The following is a 22,581-nucleotide window of genomic DNA, read 5'->3' as shown; positions in this document are numbered from 1 at the left end:
CCAGCCATGTTTAGCCGCCACGCAGGCAGCCCTAAGATTATCACCGAATATTGTATTAGGCATAGGCATTCCACTATCCCCATCAGTCATCACATAAGCCTGCCGCATATCGTCTTTATAATATTCTCTGTCATTCATGAGACAGGATGTCACCACTTCTCTGATAAAATCATGGAAACTTGAACTGAGCTCACCTTTTTCATTAATATATGCGCTGAATAGTGAGTCACTTTTTACCATATTCTCTAATTTCCCGGTCAAGGCCTCATTGAGTGTAAATGTCCTTCTGGCGGCACCCTTGACACTTTCAATAAGCCCTGCCTGTCTCAATACATCCGCGTCCCACGAGTCACCTTCTACATCGAGAACTCCTGCGACATATCTGACCATACTGTCAATGAGTTTCGAACGATACTCTATTTTGGCCGCAAGGTCAGGCGAAAGCACCTGCAACCTCTTATAGAGATCGTGTCCCGCGCTCTTAATGAGGTCATTTGCCGCAATCGTATTCTGGATCTCATCTATATGCAGACTATCGAGAAAACCTTCGGTCATGAGGCTTGACTGGCCATCTCTACTTCGCGCAATCTGTTCCTGGATATCCCTTGTCGTCGCGAAAAACATAGCCTGTTCAGAAATCTTGCTCTTATCAGTTATGCCATCCTCCGAAATAATTACCACATCTTTCCCGGCAGTATCCTTACCTAAGGTCGCCTGATGCGCCAGCACATTGCCGCCTGCGCCTTCATTGGAAGCCACCTTATATACTGCAAGATCTTCGTAGCTTCCCCTGCCAGCGAGTTTTAGGACAAGTTTCATGCTGTCAGCAACTGTAATATTCTGACTAACAAGATCCGTCCTGGATGCATCGACAATGATTACCATCTTCGCGCCCTTACCGGTCGCCTCTTTATACATGCCCAGAGCGATAAAACAACCAATGATATTTCCGTCCATCTTTCCTGCACCGACCCTTGCTACAAACGTCGGAAGGCCTATATTCTTCCCTTCCATCTGAGCTAATTTTGAACGAGCCATAAGATAGGTATATGCCAACTGAGATGGCTGTAAGGCAAATCCATCGCCCATAATTTCACTGCACTCAATCCACTCTTTGAGCGTTCTAGTCATGCAATTAAGGTCCTTATAGTTTTCTGACTTGGTGTCACCTGCGCTTCTCAGTATCTCCATCTGCTGTTGAAGCCTTCCAAGGGCATCCTTCATGATAATGCGCGCAGCATCACCTTTTATAGCATTCTTACCATTAACATCGGCATCTGATTTCCCGCCAACGATTTTTCCATTCACCAATTGCCCACCAGTAAGCTCTCTACCTTTTTGCTCGATGAAATCACCTGACAACTTGCCGCCAAAGACCTCGATAACATTAGCCTCGGTAAACTTCTTTTCCGTGAAATATTCCATCATCTTACCCCAACCACCCTTGAGTCCGTCCTTAATCAGAATAGTGAAATTCTCCCAATTTTTAGCAAAGCCTCTATTCGTCTCCGTCTCTTCCTTCTGCGGCTTCATGATATCATCCTGATTGAATCTGATAAGATTCTCGATAGCGCCTTCGAGGAGTATATAGTCCATATTGCCTTTACCGCTCGACGCTTCTTCGACGATCATATTCTTTTCTCTGAAATTGGCAATATTCTCCTTGCCAATGACAACGAAGGTTATATTCTCATATTCTCCTCTCATAACATCCAGCCTTGTCAGGAGATCTTTCATCTTCATAAGCTCAGCCCCATCAACTTTCTCTCCTCGCGCCTGAGCATCTTGGGCAAACTTTATTCTCTCCCTAAGGTTCTGCTCAACAGCTCTACCATCAAATTGCTCATTGGTAAATTCACCATCGCTCAGCTTTAACCCTGACTCACGCACCGCTTCATTATACTTAATTACATATTCCTCTCTGCGTTGCGCGTTTACCGCAAATGCGGTCTCGAGGCCCGCAAGTTTTGCTAATGCCATCTGGGCATCCATTCTCAGCGTAACGTCCTTGAGGGCTTCGGAAACAGCCGGCACGTCTTGCATCCTGTCCAATACAGTACCAAGCGTCTCCATCTTACCTGGATCGATCGATAGACATAGATCTCTCAGATTAATACCAGAATTCGCGATAGCTGTTATAAAGAGGGAGTCCCCTATCCCGGACATATACTTATCGATACTAATGTCAACACCTTCGATTTTGATATTCTGGTCAGGCTTAGTCACGTCACTCAAACAGAGATCTCTCAGGAATTCAAAATTCCTTTCACCATATCCCATCCTTATGAGCTCGTTCGTAGCAAGAGGAGTCATGCCTTCTTTAAGATAATATGAAACAAACCTGCCTGCATGATCCTTGAAAGTTGTCTCTCCGTATTTAGCAAGGCTTTCTAATATTTTCACCTGCTCCTTTCCCTGCAGTTCCCGTATACCGGCAACAAAGCTGTAGAACTCTGCCTTCTCTGCGGAAGAAACCTTCACGCTCCTGTCAAGGCTCCTGAGAGCGATATTTATTTGTGCCTCTACCGTATATTTAACCATCGGCAGTATAAATAGCGCGGCCCACGAGAGAATCTCTCTGGAGGCTAGCGAGAAACCGATGTGTCCCGTGGACTCAGGCTTGCCGGTGAGAGGATTGAGTCGTTGACCCGATACAAGATCCAGCGCGGCATCTATTCCCGTGACAAAACCGGATATCCACGCATACTGATCAAGCGCGACTATACCGGCACCTACACGCCCGCCCAGAGCAGCAATACCTCTCATCCATAGAGTATCTTCGGTAGCAGCAAATGCCTTTCCCCTCATCCATGATACCGCATATTCTCCTATCGCCATCGCCTTGCCTATAAGACCACTCTGCGTAAAGACTTGCCCAAAGCCTTCGGGACGGGTAAGCTCTATGGTAAATATACTGATCAGAGGCTGTAGATAGAACCCTGAGATCCATCCTTGCGGTATGCTTGCCGCAAACTGCTCCCAACTCCAGCCCGTCTTTTCACCCTTGATCAATGGATTCCACACAAGCGTATTAAAGGTATAGAACATTGGACTAATAAATGTGAATACCATGGCGCCTCTGATGCCTTCCGCAAGAAGACCTGCACCAGGGAAATTAATGGGTAGTGTCTTTCCAGGCCACCACGTGATATTTGCGCTGGTAGTATCTGTAATTTTGATGATCTTCTGGGCCACGCCATCTTTAACACCACCGATTTCCTTGCCTGCCAAATGGCCAATGCCGCGCGGACTTAAGATATATGAGATGAATAGGCCCGTAATAAGGCCATTCGCTGCCGCAAGCAGGAAGTTGGAGGAGTTGAAAACGTTATCTTCACCTACCCAAATCTTGTCACGGTAGTGGAAAATGCTTATCGCAATCGAGGATGTGGTCACCATAAGCGTCCTTGCGATAGCGCCATTCATGCTTCCCCAGAAACCGCCATTAACTCCGGCAAAATTTATAAATCTTGAAGCGCCTGCTGGCCCTGCACTGGCAAGCTTTAATCCAGCGGCGATACTCGCCCCAAAGCCAAAATCTAATAAGGTATTCCAGTTACCGAGGCCGCTCTTCCAGCCCTGGCTTCCGAAGTAAGCTCTATTGATAAGACCACCTATGGCACTTACAATGCCCATACTAACCACTGTAACCAACGTCTGGATAGTTGTATGGGCAGCCCCTCCTAAGTTCACGAAATTAACGCCCCAAGCTCCGAGGTATCCACCGATCGCGCCTAACCCGAATCCTATGGCAAAGTCTCGAGCCGCTTCCTTACTGAATATTGAGTAGTCATTTCCACTAGTAAGCCATTCTCTTCCGACGTTAATAACGCCACCCATCAAGCCGGAGGTAACTCCCTGCACAGCATATGCTTTCCATCCAGTTTCAGCAGCTGATGCGATTTTGCTGAAATTGCCCAGAAGCGCACCAGCGCCTTGGAACGCGAGAGCAAATGCAAATCCCTCGCCAAGACCACCAATGGCTCCGCCGATCGCGCCCCACGCTGAAGCCTGCTGTCCTGTATAAAGATCACGCCCCGTAATCATCCCGTATGCAGTATATGCGCCAAGGTTCAGTGCCATGGCCCCAGCGCCTACATAAGCCGCACCCAGCATGAAATTACCAAACGTCCCAAGCGCAACGCTAGCAGTACCGCCTGAAAGGACCAAAATGGTCGTAGCAGCAATTATAGCCAGGCTTCCTTTCGCCGCACCCTTCGCGATATCCCAGCTATCCGCTTTTTCATATTGCTTGCCCATCAGGGCGCTCGATGCCTGATACCACCACGTGGATCTCGACTCTGCCCAGAGCTCATTATTACTTCTTATCTCCTCCACCTTTGTTTTCGCGAGAAGGGCATTCTCTCCGCCTAACATGATCGCATTCGTAAGCTGATCTATCGTGGGCATCTTGGCACTCTTATCGTCCCCGAAAGCGATACGGCGCGCAGTATCCTGACCTATCTCATCACCCAATAGCGTTACCGCCTGCACTGCCGCATTGTATTTTTCGCTCGACAGGATGGCAAAAGCCCCAACAAGGTCACCACCGATCATAGCTCTTTCATAACTCCTTGCCATATCGAGAACTCCATCCGTACTCATACCCACTTTTGCGATACCAAGCTCATCTTCGACGCTTACCCGGCTTACTCCGCCGAATAGCGAAGAATGATAGACATAGCGCACTATATCCATCACTTCTGATAACGGCGCACCACTATCAAGTCTTGCAAGAGCGCCTCGATAAGTCGTCAGGGATCTTTCAGAATCATCGGTAGAGAGAGGTTTATACTTTTCTGCGGCCACGGCTTTTTCCGCCAAAGCGATTCCTTCAACAAGCATCTTTCTCATATCCGTTCTTAGGGTCTCCGCATTTTTTACCCCGAACATAGCCGATATATCGACGCATCTGGCATTAAATTCTTTGACAAGATCGTAGCTTGCGCCGCTATCCGTGACTAAACCCGCGAAGCCATCGGCGGCAGTACCAAATTCCGTTACCTTGAAGACCTTGCCCCATTCGGAAATCTTTTCCAATGCCTCCTTGTATCCGATATCATTATTCGCGATTCCTTTTGCGAGAGCTTCAATGGCTTTTGAATCTATGGGTGCATTATCTCCCAGGCCGCTACGTATAGCATCTGTGCCCATCCTTATCTCGAGAGCGCCAGCAAGGAGATTGTTTAGGAATTTTGCTATCTCCTGTTTAGCGGTCACACCATGAACCGCCCAGTCTAAACGCTGCAAATCGCCATTGACCATACAGATATCGACTTTATATTCTTTTGTGATGTCACCATTATGAACGGTAAGGGAAGCGCCGCTGTCTAACAGAAAGACCTGTTTCTCGGTTATCACCGCCCTGTCATCGGAAATAGTGATAGTGCCATTATATAGAATACCATCACCGGTAACATGGATCGTCTGCACTTCACCAGCCCCGCCTTTACCGGGGAGACCTTTCGCCACTGCAATACCACCCATTTCGACAGACGCATTTATATATGCGCTGCCTTCGAGGGTAAGCACGCCATTCGCGATATTCATGCCACCATCGGCATTGAGACGGATAACAGCATTTTTATTAAGGGTATATATGCCTGTCGATTTATCAGCCGAATTAAGCGCTTCATTAGTAACGGCGGCCATGCTATTGAGCGTCTGCCAGCTGCCGTTCCCAAGGAGCCGCAACGATAAGAATGGCGTAGAAGTCATCCCGTCAGGGCTCAGCATGCTCGAGAATAGGAGCTCTTTGCCGTTCACCATTGACGTAATCGGCTTCGCTGAACAATCGAGCACGGCTTTCAGGTAAGTACCGGTCGCATCCGTCACTATGCTCATCTCGGCGGATCTACCATAGAGCACTGCCTGAACTGCCTGGTCGGAAAACGCGGCGATGATCTTTTCATCAGACACCTCGGAACTTCGCATCACAGCAGCAATAGAGATCCCTGATACAATATTTTTGATGTCGGTCCCGAATTTCTGCACCAGGCATGTTTGGATCTCTGCTGAGAATTTGTATGCTACGGCGTCAAGCTGTATTACCTGGCCGACATATTTGAGCGAATCAACCAAAGCTCCAAAATCATCTCCTCCAAGATTAAATGACTTCCCGTCAGCCGCCGACCACTGAAGCGCCGCATCCGCTCTCGTACCTGGTAATAATGTTTGTGCCTTATTGGATTCGTTTGCCTGAAGGGCATATTCATCTAGCCTCATTGCTCGAAGAGTATATAACGCCTTTTCCACTCCGGGCTCAAGCGCGGGAGATTTTAACTCTTTGCTTAAGGTATCCGTCAGCGCAGCCACAAGCTGGGCCGTCGGATCCAACATCAATGAGGAACTAAGCGCCGTAGTTATGGCTGTTTCAAGCTTATCTTGATCAAGAAGTTTTTGGCCGATCATTTCTAAAGTGCCGTATTTTGAAAGTGCAGTGTCCCGCGGATTCTCTCCAGCCCTAATAGCGTATTGCATTGCCTGGGCCAGTGTAGCTTTTTTGCCAGTTACTTCAGTAAGAGCTTTCTGGTAGTTTTGTATCTTTTCCTGGTTATTCGTCAAGAACTCATATTTTTCCCTCATCCCAGCGAGATAACTCCCCACCGCAGATGGGCTCATCGACATCAGCATGAAGAAGGCCTGTTCTCTGGATATCCCCTTGCCCATAATCCCGCTCATCTTTACCACAAGGCCTATACTGCCGCTATTTATGGCTTTGTTGTCCAGGTTCGCGATGAAGTTATCGAGCTTCTTATCGTCCAGAGTCATCAGCATCATGAAGGCCTGCATCTTAGAAAGATCAACTCCTGCGGCGGATTGAGCTTTGTCAACCAAAGCATTTACATTTTCGGCGTTTATCCTCGCATCACCTATGTGCGATATGAAGTTATCGAGCTTTGTCTCGCTCATCCTCATCAGCATCATGAAGACCTGGGTACTGCTGAACTTTTCTCCTACCGCAGCATCGATCATTTTGATCGTGTCGGTTATATTCTTGGCGTTTATGTCCGGATTACCTATATTATTCCTGATATCCGCAAGCTCTTTATCATTCATCGTTATCAGCGCGATGTGTATCTCCTTATCCGTGAGCTTAATCTGATCTTTTTCAGATAACTTCTTGTTAATGGCTGCGGCGCCATTTTGTATTCCGTCTATATCTTGAGTGGTTACGTCGGCGCTCTCTATCCTGTTTTTGAGAGCATTAAAGACCTTCTTGTCGAGTCCTCCCGCTATGGTAAGGGCTTCGAGGATGGAATATTTGATCGGATTCTCTAGACCGGCACCCGAATTGATAATACCGTCTACGATAGCGCGGTTCATCTCGCCGCTTTCAATCCTGTCAATAAAGTCGTCGAAGGCATTGCCTTTCGCCGCGCTGTAGCGCCACATCAGGCTCAAGAGATCGGATTTCGAAACGGGGATATTCCTCTCTCCGTTAAGAGTATTATGGATATCTGTCAGGGTGACCTCGCGCCTCTCCATATTATCCACGAAATTCGCTGCGGCCGCTCTAAGCTCATCTATACTCTTAAAGCTGACTCTTGCCGTCCCCCCTTCCGTCTCGACCGTCGCCACATATCCGATAGACTCCCCCCTAAGAGTCATCTTATAGATATCCCTCATCTTCACGTCGCTACCGGCCAGATAATCCGCGAGGCCTGGTATTCCCCATGCTATCTGTCCATTATCATTCCTCACTATATCAATGCGCTGTCCAGTGAACTGCGTAACGCCGTCTGTGCCGCTAAGGATGCAGTTATTACCGGTCGCGGTGAGGATAGCTTTACCGAGAGCGAATGTGGTACCCGCGGGAGCGGACGTAAAGCTGCTGTCAATGACCATCTCCTGCCCTAATGAAAGCGCGAAATCACCGTTTACTACCGAGATGGATTTGAAGAGAATGTGCGTACCTTCCGCGTCGTGACCGAGCCTGACCGGTTCTGGAGCGGCTCCGCCCGACTCTCCGGCCTTCTGCTGGCCTGGGGCGACCTGCATACCATTAATATTTAAGCGTTCCACGCATCCCGAGACGATCGTGCCCTGCTGTATTACGAAGGACCCGTCCATGCCAATCGCCAACTGGGCGCCATTCTTCAGCACGCATTCGCGCAGCGTCGAGCCCTGTATCGCGACATCGTCAACAAGGTACGCGATCACCCTAGGGCCTCCCGCGGCGAGGCTCGCGGCATCGAAGATAAGCGATCGGGGTCCGATAGTAAGCTCTCCCACCCTGGTAGATGTCGAGGCGGATATCGCATTTGTATAATAGACCTTGATATTCTTAACACCGTTATCGTTTTCGACTACTTCTAAAGTCGCGCCCGGAATCGATATCTTCTGTCCGACAGCGTGATCGAGTTCGAAGCCGCCGGCCTTCACCGTTCTTCCGTTAATTTCAAATTCAAAATCACTGCCTGATATAAAGTTAAATTTATAGGTGCCTGGAACGCCGAAGAATGCACAGTCCCGGGTTATCCTTTGTCCGGCAAGGCAGAACTCTCCTGTCACCTTCTCGCCGGTCTCCGTCACTACCATGTCCTTAACGTACACATACTGCACCATCGTTCCGGCGACTTCCTTTTCATAGAAGCACTCCGACGCGTACATTCTGTTACCCTGGGCATCGATACCTGTTACAATCGCATCCGTACTATAAACCATGATCGTTTTGCCGTAAGCGTCCTTCTCCGTATATCCGGCTTTAATGGCTACATCCTGCGGGTTGGCAAACGGCATAAGCTGACCACCCACCACTACGAGAGCGCTCTGGGATGTCATCTCGATGTAATTCACACCGTCCGCGCCGGTGCTTACGGTCAGGCCAATGTTCTTAAGCTCTGGGGGAAGCGCCGGCATTCCAGAACCTGAGGCCGTCTTCACTGCATCCGCCGCGCTTCTCGCGCTGGACAGTATCTCCTGTACCCATGGTATAGTTATCGCTTCGGATGGGCTGAACCTGCCAAACGGAGTGTCACTAGCATCATAGCCCCATACTTCCATTTTGCCGGCCATTGAAACGGTATCACCGGCGGCATTCTTGACGTTCAGTTTGTAGTTGGAAATCGTCTCTATCGCTTTCCCGTCCACTGCCATGAGCCATCCGCTCAGGAACATCTTCACATCATGCGTAACACCGTCTTTGAGAAGCTGGCCGCTTAGCGTGCCGGTGGTCAGATCGAAGGAACAATTTATCATCCCGCGTTTCTCGCCGATCTCTTTGATCTCGGATGAGGTCTTATATGTGCCGCCATAGAAATAATTATCGCCGTAATGAGAGAGATACCACACACCCTCCCCGTTTCTCGATAGGGTAAAGGGCGAGTTACTGTCTCCCTCCTTATATGCAACATAGTCTGTCTTACCTCCCGATGTACGGGCAACAAAGTAAATATCCTCTGAGCCTGTGAGACCAGCGGCCTTCCTCATACCATCAGAAACGTAAGACATCAGTTCTCTGCTGGCATCCGCAGATAAACGATTTTCGGACAGGCCCAATGCGGCGGGGGCGTTATCTTTTGAAATGGCGGATGCCTTAGCAGCTTCGACAGCGGCGGCGGTAGCTGCAGGTGCCGCTCCAGTGGTAGGAGTAAGCGCGCCCAGCGTAAAATCGGTGCCATTCGTCGTTGTAAAGATTACGGGCCCAATATCCTTCCCAGCGAGGGAGCCGTTTAATGCCGACTTATCGACTGGGCTTAATTTAAGGAGGTCTGAGACCTGGTCGACCTTAAAGGTATCGATGATACCTCTCGCGTCACGGAAAGCGGCCGGCAGCACGCTTAAACTGGCGGTTACCATAAGCTCCATTCCATCACGGCCGCCAAGCGCGTAAGTCAGGGCTACCGTATAATTAGACTGGCCTATCATCATGTCGAGAGCGGTGGTCGTCTTGAGAAGCGGCGTCAGGATTTTGTTCATCTTCTCTAAGCCGTTCTTGAGTATGTCCAGATCTATAGTAGGCCCGAATACGGCATTCAGGAACGCGTCCGCTTCTTTGACCGCAGTGTCAGAGGCGCCGCCGACGGTCAGCATATAGCTCTTTAATATCTCCTTGAACGTCGCGGCAAACGCTTCGATCTTTGACCTGTCGAACGACTGTACGTTATTGATGGCTCCCTCGAGCATTAATGAGGCCGCCGCGACAACACGGCATTTACTTGAGTCATCGGTGAATTTCATCGACGCTTCCATCATATTTTCTACCGCGTCGAGACAGTGGTTCTCTTTAAGCATCGTCAGGGCATCGATACCTTTACCATTCAAGAGCGCGTTAGACAGTAAGGCGATATCTACCGCGGCTGTCGCTATCACAGCTTCGCCCTTCTTGACATCGCCGCCGGCCCTCGCTGAGTCAAGAATATTATTGATGGCCTCAAAAGACCCCAGCTTGACCAATGTGCCGAGCGCTTTCAGTACAAGCTTTAATGCCGCTTCCTTATTTTCACCGCCAAAGTTAGCTATGTTCTCTGCGAGCTTGGCAGTTATAGTAGTCAGTGATGCGAGTGCCGCGGTAATGACATTTACCGAATCTCCGCCTTTCTTAAGCATTTCGGTTATGACATCCGTCTGGAGAAGGTTCGAGACCGTAGTAACAGCAAGCTCTACCACATTCATGGCTTCTGCCGCGAAACCCTTACTGGCGAAGACACCGAAGTTCTCTATCATGGCTACGGCCATCATCGTGAGATTATTGACAGCCGCGATAAGGAATACCGCACCGCCGACCTTAGCCAGGATCTTCATCGCGTTATCCACGGCGAGAATTCCTATCTTCTGGTCACAGAGCGTATTAAACGAGGTTGTGATGATATCCATAGCTTCTTTGCCGAAACCATTCTTGGCAAATGTCGAGAAGTTCTCGATGAGCGCTTTGGTCATGCTGCCCAGAGCATTAACTGCTGTAGTGAGGAACATAGCGCCATCCCGCTTATCAAGGATATTCAGGACATTGTCGATCGCCAGGATGCCTGTCTTCTGGTCACAGAGCGTACTGAACGCACCTTTAATGATTCCCATGGCCTGCGCTTGTAGGGCCTTATCCTTTATATTACCAAAGTTAGCTATAAGGGCTGTGGTCATTTTGACCAGAGTTTCGACTGCGGCGCGAAGGACATCCACAAAACCCTTGTCGAGAAGAGAGACGACGTTATCGATCGTGAGGAATGCCTCTATGGTGTTAAACGCCTCAGCTATCTTGTTCATCGCCTTTTCGCCTAAACCATTCTTCTCAAGATTTGCAAAATTCTGAATAAGGTTGACGACCATATCGCCAAGCGCCTTGAATGCGGCAATTACGAAGTCCTTGCCGCCCTCGGCCAGCAGCTTATTGACGTTATCTACGGAAAGAAGGTTCATGACCACATCCAGAGACGCTTCTATCTGGCCCCAGGCAAAGAGATCGAAATCTTTGCTGAATCTTCCTATTTGAGCGACGAGATTGATATTGGCATTGACCAGCATCCCTAGCGCGAGGCCCGCAAACTCTTTATCGAACGGGATCGTGTCGGATGCGAGCAGTTCGCGCGCCTTATCGAGGCAGCCCTCAAGCAGATCCGCCATCTCTGATCTTTCAGGCATGGTCAGATTACCGTTCTTAAGGCCGTTCAGGATAGCGCTCGAGGCATCGCTCAGTTCTTTAATGGCGCCTATGGCGCTAGCGCGGTCTCCATAAAACGCATTCGTATCAACGGCCTCCCCGACTAACTCTTTTATCTTATCCATAGCGGCAGGCCTCTCGGTCTCCGGGACGGCAGCGTATGAATTGATAACCCTCGCGATCTCACTCACCGGCGCGGCCGCCATATTGACCTTGGTCTCAGCGGTAACTACGAAGAAGTCCTTGCCGTTCAGGGTCGCTATAGTCAGGCCATTCTCAATCGAGACCTTCGAGAGATCGACCTTGAACGCGATCTGGATATTCTTAATGTCTATCGTGGTAATAGAGCTGAATACGAAGCTGACAAGCGCCCTCACATCACCCGTCTTGTCGATGCCAAAGTCGGTCTTCACCACTATATTGTTCAGGTTGACAAGGTTCTGGTCCGATGCCTCTTTGAGTTTTGTGAGAGCTGGGGCCAGGACCTTCTGGAGATCCGGCATCTGGTTAAGCTTGAGAAGGATATCGTCAAGGTTTGCCGCGCCGAACGACAGAGAGTCAAGGGTCGGCCGCTGGGCGCCTTCCTCAACGGTCATCGTAGCGAGCACATTGCTTCCAAAGATACTCGCGAGATCGTTAAGGCCGGCCACGTCATTGCCCAGTGAGAATGAGGCCGTGCTCGACCCGGCGCGAATATTGATCTGGACCTTGCCGACAAAGTTGCCGTCCGCGTTCAGGCCTATCTGCCCACCGAGGATTTCACAGCCACCCAGGCCGCCAAGCTGCTGGGTGAATGTCTTGCATCCGTTATCATTGGCAAACGCGATAAGGCTATCTGCCTGGGTGGAAGTCAATTTTCCCATCGCAAGGAACATCTGTCCGGATCCGGCATCGATAACGACTTTGACGTTATTATTAGAGTCGACAATACCGAGAACGCCGGCGACAGTCTTCATTTCGTTGTTCAGATTATTGGCGTTCATATCAAAGGAGAAGCTGCCCTGGCCGTTTGCGGTAAGTCTAACGGTGACACTGCCTCCTGCGGCGGCTTTCTTGAAGTCGAGCTTGCCATCATCGCTAAATATATCTCCATTGCACATTTGCTCCGCGGAAGCTGTCATATTGGCGACCGCCACCTGGCTCAGGACATTGTTCTGGACCAGGTTAGCCAGGAGGACCGCCATACTGCCGGACTCGATCTTTGTCACGAATGAGACTTGTCCGGTAAGGATATCTATCTGTCCCTCGATCTTCGCGTTAGAGTCCGCCTTAAGGACGGATTCCATAAGGTTCTTTGCCTGGCCGGTCACGGTCTTGGCGTCCACGGCAAATGTTATAACGGTCTTACCGTTCTCGGTCGTCAGCTTTACATCGGTCACAACAGCGTTATCGCCAAGTGTCGCGCTTATCGTATCTTTAATCGTCTGGTCACCCGTGAGCTTGCCGAATGTCGCTGCGGTAACCCTATTACTCGCTGAATCACCAAATAATCCTAAAGACATCATGGCGTCTATCATGCTCATCTGCTGTACATTAAGTTGCGCGTTGCCCATTCCTGTGCCCTTAGCGTCCCAGACTCCCTTACCTTCCGACAACTGTTGCTGTTTTAGCGCTTCGCCTTTATACTGGTCTGCCGGCCCTACTCCCAACGACTCGAAATTAATGCCCCAGCTCTCAATCGTATCTGCGCCATAATTCTTTGCAGCAAACTGAATATATTGGTCGATATTACCCTGGAAGAGCTTTCCTGCCATCGCGGATGTCTTCATAGCTTCGAATGTCTTCGGTAATGCTATCCGTAGAAAATTTACCTGATCCAGGTTGCGGTCATATTTAACGGCTACATATATATTCTCGATCAACGGCATCAAATACTTAGAGGCGATAGCCCCGATAACTGCCGCAAACATATCTCCGATCGCGCCTATAGTGGTGCTTATACCCATCATTTCGACATTTTGCTGGTCTCCCAGGGCTTGCAGCTCCAGCCCGCGCGAATTTTCAAGGGCCTGGCTCTGCGAATCATACTGCCCTTGTGACATCGAGCCTTTACCGTCATTATATTCATTCTTCAGGCGGGCTAACAGCACATCATACTTCTTATTTATCGCCTCTCTCTTCTCCGTATAACGTTTCGCGATGTTCTCAGAAATTTTCTGTATGACATAAGTGCCAACCAGGCTAAAGAAGCTATTGGCCAAACTTGAAAGGACTGATTGGCTAGCGTTTATGAAATTACTTCCTATGGCACACGCCACGATGCCGCCAATAATGGCCCCTCCCACAGATGCAAGGAATTTAACGAATGGGCTCCAATTATTCCTCTCGCTTACCAACCCCATTATCTGCACGCCGGCCGATACTACAGCTGATGCTATGTTTGAGGCATTACTCGGACTGAACACTTTTGCCCATGAAAAGTCCGGTTTCTCAGTGGTCTGAGTACCAGCACTTCCAGTTGGCGTCTGATTAAAGGAACCCCAAATACCTCGCGCTAACTGCTGGATGCCGCTCATCGCGATGGAAAGGCCTGCACCTTGTAATAACGCGCCGAGCACCGGGCAAACATCTTTAAGGAGATAGCCGATTAAATACGCGGCCGCTCCGATACCCAGGCTGATGAGGCCGTTAAAAACTGCATTGATTCCGAGATTACCATTCTGAAGCCAGTCTATACCGTTGGGGAAATATATCGCTACAACGGCTCCCACGATCGCCATCGCGACCGCCATCCAGTTGCCCGTCGCAATGCCCTGAAAAGCGGAGAGAGCGGCGCTTGCCAGGATCAGATACCACTGCCCGCTTATGGCCGCCAAGACTGAGACGAATATCTTGAGTATCGAGAACCAGCCTGAGTTCATCCATCCGGTCTTCTCGATTGTTGTGTGTGTCCATGATCTGCTCTCGTCCTTTACAAATCCTGTTCCGGTTGCATTCGGAATGTATGTGGTAAAGGTCGTCTGCGTCTGCCTGGAGCCGCTGCAACCGTTACCGCTCCTGGTGACCGTCTGCGTCCAGACCGTGTAATACCCTGTAATGAAGCTGGACGTCGAGGTATCCTTATAGAGAGAGTTCTCCACAGTATTAAGTTCCGTCTTCGATAGCTCATTGCCATGGCCATCGCTTACCGTTCGCTGGGTCTGTGTCCATTGCGTTCCCTGACGCGTCGTAGAACTCCAGTGGATATCATAATTGTTATCTATAATGATATGAGTACGCCCCTGCCAATAGTCTTGCCTATCGTGGTGCCCTTCAACGCCTTCCTGTATCGCAACAATGTCGGTTCTGCCTTCTGTACGATAATCACTGGTGGTATTAACGGCATCGCCTGCGGCATTGTAGGTCGTAACGGAGATAATGTATATCCGGTACGTGGTATGCGATGTCATCGTGCCCTGGTCTATACTCTCAACCTTGTCCTCGGTATGTAGCGCGCTGACATAAGAACTGCTGGAGGAGAGGAGATGCCCGGTACTGCCATACAAATAGCTGGTATCGGATTTACCGCCGTCCGCGTAGTCGGTATGGGTATAGTATGTGTTACCGTAGCCGTTATAATAACTACGCGAAATATTGCCATCAGACGCGGAAAGCGAGCTTATCTTACTGCCCGAGGCGCTGTATTTTATCTCATAAGTCTCGTTTGTCGAGGTCCGCTTGCTCGGGTCATTTACATTGGCATCATAAACGGTGCTGGTGGAGTGTATCGTAAGGCCAAGGGCATTGGCGGTGCTCGTCGTATTAGTCCGAACGCCATTTTTGTTAGATACGCTGTCGGTGATCGTATTTGTGCCGTCCTTACGGCTGTTGATACTGATAGTCTCGATGGAGCCCGCGGTAACGGATGGGTCTATCAGCATATTGGTGTACGTAGCGCTCGTCATAAAATCGCCAGACCAGGTCATGTTGGACCAGACCTGGAGGCGGCTAAAATCATACGCTTGGCCAAAATCATGGATATTAAGCGTATAGCCTGCGATCTTGCCGAGAGTGTTGTATGAGACGTTCGAATATATCGTAAGCGTGGTTATGTTGGGCGTGGCAGACGACCAGGAGGTGTCGGTCCACCCCGTTATCTGGCCGTAGTTGTTATACTTGGCGTTAGTTACCGAGCTCTTTGAAGTTATCGTCGTTGTGCCATCCGTGCGTGAAGAGACGGTCGAATACCAGCCGGTATGGCCATTTTGATCGTAATCGCCGCCCTTCCATTTGGTACTGGTAATGACACCGTCTTTTTCGCTCACGGTAGAGCTTCCGGTAGCGTTACCATATTCGTCAACGTTCGTAATCAACGTCTGGCTGAAACTGGCGGATGAGACCGCAGACGACCCTTTAGTGACGTTATACGAGGTCTTGTCGGTCGCCGAGCCCACAAGCATGTTGCCGGCATATACGAAATAACCTTTCGATTCATCCAGTTTTCCGGTAAAATCACCGGCTCCAAAAAGGCTTGCGAACAGGCCGCCGTATGCCTGGAGAGCCGCTATCATAGAACTGGCCGCAGCTCCGCCAACGATTTTAGCTAAAAGCGCTTTGGAATCACCGTCATTGATATTATTCGAGATCTTTGTAAGAAGCGCCATAACGTCATTCTGATTCGCCGATCCGATACTCAAACGTAGGCTGGAGAAGAATTTGGAAAGGGTATCCAGTGATACATTGCCGTCAGTGTTTGAAAGGGATGAACCCAGCGTCCAGCTGGTCCCGGTGAACGAGACAAGCGTCCCGTTATAGAAAATCTCCTGCGACTGGCTGAAGACCGTCTTATTATCGCCTGTAGTGCTGAGCTCCATAATGTTGGCGGTAAGGATCTCGCCGGTCACCTCATCATAAACTATTTCGGCTTTATAGTCCGAATAACAGTTCTCGTTCTCGCCGACATCGGTACCCGTGAGAGCTATCAGAGTGCCGTGCGCATCATAATGAGCCTTGAATTTAAGCAATGAGGTATGGTGATCGCCGTCATATTTATCCCTGTATATATTGACGACAAGGTCGGGATCATATGAATAAGTTACGTGGGCGACTTTATCCGCAAGGAAAGAAGTATCCTTTGCATAAAGCGCTGACGGCCTCCCTTCGCTGTCAAACTCATACCTGTACCCTTTATGGTCGACTATATAGTCGATGCCTATTACCTTCCCACCCTCTTCCCCATTAACCGTCTCATACTTGATATTGTTATAGGCCATGTACGACGGTTTCTTGTCCCAGCCGCTTACCTCTCTCATGAAGTTAACGCTGTCCGCGCCCGCGTCCCTCTTCAGTTTTGACGGATCTGTGTCCGATGATCCCGTCTCAGCCCAGCTGTCGGAATACATCTTATTATTATTCCCATCCAGGACAGTAAAGGATGTGCTGTTACTGACCTCAATAATGGCGGCTTTATCAGTATCTATATATGTAAATTTGTAGAGCGAGCTCGCGCCGACGCCTCGAACGCGCTGAGAAAGAATAAGCCCGTTCTCATTGTACGACATGGCATCGACTTTGGTGGTCTGGTTGCTCAGATCGGTTATGCTTACGCTCGTATTCGATGGGGTGGAAGGCGTGATGCGCGAGTTATTGTTATAAGTATAGTCAGCGTCGGTCCTCCAGTCTTTAAATGACATGGCGCCGATAGATGCGTCCATGCTCCGGGCAGATACCCTCAGGATCGGAGCGCCGCAGTCCCAGTGCGAATCGGGATCTTTCAGCTCTATTACGGTATTGGTATATATCTCTTTAAACCTGACATAGCCTGACGATATCTCCACTCTGAATTTATAGAAACCGCCTTTTTTGAGCGGCTTGCAGCCATCCGCTTCCTTGCCGGTAACGCACAGGCCACTGTTAGTTTCACTCTGGCCCATAGTGTTTCCTTCCGCGTCCGTCTTGGCAAGCTGCCATGCCCAAGCGTCGGCTCCCAGGTCATCTGTCGCCCTTATAGTAAGTTGATAGCCAACCTTAGAGTCTCCGAAGTAGATAACAATATTATTATTCTTTTCGGTGTCGTCATACATATTTCCGATAAGCAGCGTGAACTCGGCTGTTCCTGATGTGACACCCCATGGATATACTGGTTCTGATGGCGAGGCGGTTACAGAGACAGTGGCATCCTTAGCGCCATTCATAGAGATGATCTTCGCGGTCGAACTGGAAGATTTGTCTTTATAAGACAGGAGCTGGCCTTGCGTATTGTACTTCATATCCCATTTCTGGGATGTTGTCACCTTGCCGGCGCTCGCAAGCGATATATCGCCCTTGGTCGCTTTCCACCGTTTTTTATCAAGGGCCACGCGCTGGACCTTGGTTTCTTTGCCCTGTATGTCAGTGTATTTAATGTTGCCGCAAGAGTCCGCTGTAGGACTTGCAGTGGTTAAAGCGGTAAATCTCAGGCTCCTGATCTGATACTTGCCGCCCCTGGTAACCATAGAGAGCGACCCTATCTTCTGCAGTCCGGTGCCGAACTGGTCGAGCAGGTCCTGATCGATATTTCTCACAACGGTCGTAAAACCATCCCCCACCTTTTCCGGAGTTGTTTCTGTTTTGGCTACATATTCGGTGTTGAATTTATTCTGGTAATCAACATCGCTCTTGCATGCTTCAGCCATGCCGAAATTTGCCCATCCGCCGCTTATGGTTTCATATTTTGAGACCGGAGAACCGATTTTATTAGTATAGTAATAGAGGGAGTAATTCTTGCCATTCTTGCCTGTAACATACAGGGCTATATAGAAGGTGTCGCGCGTATCCAGAACCTCTGTGTCATTTTTGTAATCAAATACCAGGTAGTTCTTGCCGGTGTAATTAAGGTTCTGGGTATTACCGGCCGCGTCAGTGGGGGAGATTGACGTATCCTGGCTCGAATCGGTGCTGATATCGAGTATGAGGGACTCCGGTGAAGAACCGCTTGCATCATCATTACTGATAATGGTGGCTTTGCTGGCATAGACCTGCCAGTCAGAGCTCGCCAGAGAGATCTTCTCCGCATTTGATTTGTACTTATCCGCCGCAACTACCATGTTGCGCAGCGTATAACTGCCGCCGCGTATGTAGAACCACTTAACGTGGTCGAAGACATATGGTGTGTTGTGGCTATCTGAAAGAATATTACCGGCACATATCGTTTCGAGATTGATACTTTCTATGCGGAACCATCTGTCTATGGCAAGGGTCCCATTTTCCTTGGCGAGAGCTATGCGCTTCACTTCATTGTTATCTTTGTCATTCTCTTTGGCATCAAAATCATAGATGCTGAGGCCGGTATCCTTTGCGTCGGTAATGACTCCATCGCTATTCACATGGTTTAAGAGATAATAGTCGTATACCTTTTTCACACCTATCGCTTCGTCTGTCTTCTCTTCGTTTAAAGGATCTCTCCACCCCTCTGTACCTTCGGTAATATGCACCGCTACAAGGACGTCTTCTGTCTTACCGTTTATTTCATCGACTTTTACCTTCGCCGCGACATAAATGACGAAATCCTCGGACGGGGCGTTGACATTAAAACTGTGGCTAGGATCGCGCAGGTCTTCCATCTTCTTGGCGTCTATCTCAAAAGAGAGGAACCCGAGCGGCACTCCCGCGGACATAGAATCCGCGTAATACTTCAGGTTCGCGTCTTTATATAAGATGTTGTCCTTCTTACTGACGATACCGTAAAGCGATGTGCCGGGAGAGCTCACCGTAAGCGAGTTCTGGCGCGTCTCGGTCTTCTCGTCAGAGCTTACGATCTGGCCGAGCCCATTATAGACGTTGGCGGAAATGGTCCTTACGGTCTCGATAGCCGGGTTATCGGAACTCCAGACCGTATCCTGGTAGCCGGTGGACTGCATCAGCTCATTATATTTGAAGTTTCTACGCTTGATATCCTTTATGGTAAGCTCGCTCTCGTAGGGCGCATTGAAGGTACCGAGATCAGTCTTAATAACATTATTCCATTGCGAGTTTTTGACTGAAACCGGTTTTATATCGGTGAGAAGGCTATCCGCCGAAAGCGATATATTTTTAAATTGGACATCTTCGCCTTTAAGCGTTATGGCTTTTACATGGTTAAGCTTATAGCGGGCGCCGGCAGGACTGCCATTTTTACTGGCTATCTGGTCAATTATCCTATAAAGGCTCAGATTTAAGGGAAGGGCCGAATGCCATTTACGGTCGCAGAGATCTGATTCGGCGCCGAGATTATAGGTAGCCTCGAATGGCGTATTGGAATCGTAGCTAATCTCGCCGGTATTTTCACCAAGAGCGAAATGGATAGTGTACTCTTCCTGAGTCAAGGATGTCCCTATATATTTATCAACTTCTATACTCACCCCCACTTCGAATGACTTTCCTGTGGCGGCGTTGAAATCAAAATTCAGGTACCCATTCCTTATATTGAGATCCGGCATAGTCCCATTCTCGGTCGTAATGGCATAATCGCTGTCTTTGCCGTTCAACTCGAGGAAGGTCGAACTATTATCCAGTTGATTATATCCTTCCATCTGGCCCTTCTCGTTATAATAGATGTCCGATACGATGCTCTCAGTCACCTGGTATGGGGTTGAAGGGGATGTAACAGTATCGCGGTATCCAAAGAGCCTGCCCGAAGTCTCATAGGTCACATGATCACGTTCCGTACGCGTCTCCGAATTAAGAGAATAGGTATCGAGATCAAAATGGTCTATTTTATGGTCGAGATTGATATCTGTAATTCCGGGATGAGTGGCAAGCAATACGCTATAAGCATCAGTGCTCACTTTCGGATCATCGACAAGCGCCGCGTTATTTATCATGTATTCGTTAAAACGAGCGACAAATCCGTGAGGAACAAATTCATCCAAAACAGCCTGTGTGGAACTGATGTTGTCCAGGAACTTCTGGCCGCCCCCTATTATACCGTTAAGGACCTGGTCCGCGGTCAGTGGCGTAAGCTGGTTACCATCCGATAATGTCTTGTTTGCTTCCACGATGTAGTTTTGAGACTTGGTTATATTCTCCTTCGTGACGAGATCTTTGATGTTATCGAGGAACTTCTGGCCGTCCATTATTATACCTTCACGAACCTGGTCCGCGGTCATGACCTGGTCTTCAGTAGCGCGTGTAAACTTGTTACCGTTCGGCAATGAATTGTTCACCTCATTGAGATGGGCCTGAGACGTGGTTATATTATCTACTGTGACGAGATTGATATTGGTGAAATACACCAGCCCGTTTGCTACTATCCCGCTAAGGATCTCGTCGGGGGTAAAGGACGTAAGTTGATTGCCTGAATCCAACCCATCGTTTATCGCCTTGGTCGAAGTCTGATAATCGACTATACGATCCTTTGTGACAAGCATAATATTGCTCAGGAACGTCTGGCCGTTCATTATTGTACCGTTAAGGACCTGATCCGCGGTCATGACCTGGCCCTCGGTGAGCGTAAACTTAACCCCCTTCAATTGACTGTTCACATCATTGAGATGCGCTTGAGAACTCTCTATACTATCCTTTGTGACAAGCAGGATATTGTCGAGGAATTTCTGGCCGCCTGATATTATCTGATCGAGGACCTGATTTGCGGTCATGACCTGGTTTTCAGTAGCGCGCGTAAACTTGCTACCATCCGCCAATAAATTGTTCACCTCATTGAGGTGGGCTTGAACCGTGGTGATATTAGCCGCCGTGACGAGCCTGACATTGGTGAAATAGCCCTGGCCATTCGCTTTTATGCCGTTAAGAACCTGGGACGTGGTCAGATCCGAAAGCTTGTTGTCGTCACTCAATGTCTTATTTGCTTCAGTGACAATATCCTGGGGCAGGGTTAGATTTCTTGCGAGTACTTCCAGGTCTGCTCCGCTTAATATGCCGTCATTATTGAGATCGTACCTAGAGTCCCATCCTGCATCGCCGGGCATTATGATATGCTCGTAATCTCCCTGGGGCACATCGCCGTTCAGCCATCCCTTCAAAATGTCGGACTTATTTTCCCGTGTCTCGTGGCCTTGGGCATCTTTCACAACGACCGTTATATCGGCATTATTTACAACACCGTTACCATCCATATCCGGAAGAATATGGCTGGAATAATAATCACTCTGCCAATAGAGAATACCCTGATCGCGCTTATTATTATTGGCAAGGTAATTTTTGATAGTCTTAGCCCATTCTTTTTTCGTCACACAGTCAACATCTTCTGTCGAAGTGTCTTTAAGTATATTAATATCCATCTGGTCGATATAATCAAACCCCTTATCCACAATGATCGTGCCGGGTATATGCATCGGCGTAAGGAGATAGCTGCGGATCATAGCGGCGTCCTTTTGAGCGGCCTCACTGGGAGCCGGATCCGCAATCCATAGTCTCTCATTGTCGTCAATTATACTGTTAACGTCGCTATTCTTATTGAGGATACCTAGAATAGCATTACCCCATGCTTTCAGGTTCTCATCACTAGATTGGATCAGATCGTTAACATCTGCCTGATCTATATAGCCGTCACTGTTCCGGTCAGCGTAGAATTTCGTAGGATTCGACCCTTGGGCCAGGGTGATATTGCATTGGTCGAGGAGACCGCTCAGCTTCGACGTCGTATCGGTCGTTGTCAGATATGGCGCGACCTCTATGAACCCGTCAGAATTCTTATCGAGATTTGCATTATACCCATTCTCAAGGTAAAAGATGCCTTGGCGCCACAGGCTCGACAATTTCAGCTCACCCGCAGGTTCGCCTGTGGGTACGAGAGGATCGTAGGAGCGGAGGAATCCATTCATAGCATATCTTGTCCTATTGGTATCGGTTGAAGTACGACTAATTGGTGTAGTAACGCGGGCATATGTTGCTACAATGACAGGATTACCTTCCAGGGATTTTGCCTTTAAGATCGCGGTGCCTGGTAAAGAATTGGTAAATACTATCAACGTCTTCCCGCCTTGCGCGGATGAGGCGGTATAGTCCGAGGCCTTTAGCTCTTTGCCGTCCTGATATATCACGTAGGTGTTGAGAGGATCATAAGCACAGTCTATAGTCGCGCTGCC

General features: G+C 49.0%; 1 protein-coding gene (running past both ends of the window). It reads right to left on the bottom strand.

Every position in this 22,581-nt window falls within one protein-coding gene, locus NTY76_05735, for a hypothetical protein (protein ID MCX5678594.1), read on the bottom strand. The gene is 65,589 nt long; 7,008 of those nucleotides lie to the left of the window and 36,000 to its right, leaving coding positions 36,001-58,581 in view (codon 12,001, complete, through codon 19,527, complete); the first complete codon in reading order (the gene reads right to left) occupies positions 22,579-22,581. Both the start codon and the stop codon lie outside the window.

Source organism: Candidatus Omnitrophota bacterium (genome assembly GCA_026387175.1).
GTDB lineage: Bacteria > Omnitrophota > Gorgyraeia > 2-01-FULL-45-10 > 2-01-FULL-45-10 > CAIMPC01.
The sequence above is the reverse complement of the archived record's forward strand: the minus strand, read 5'-3'. Positions and strand labels throughout refer to the sequence as shown.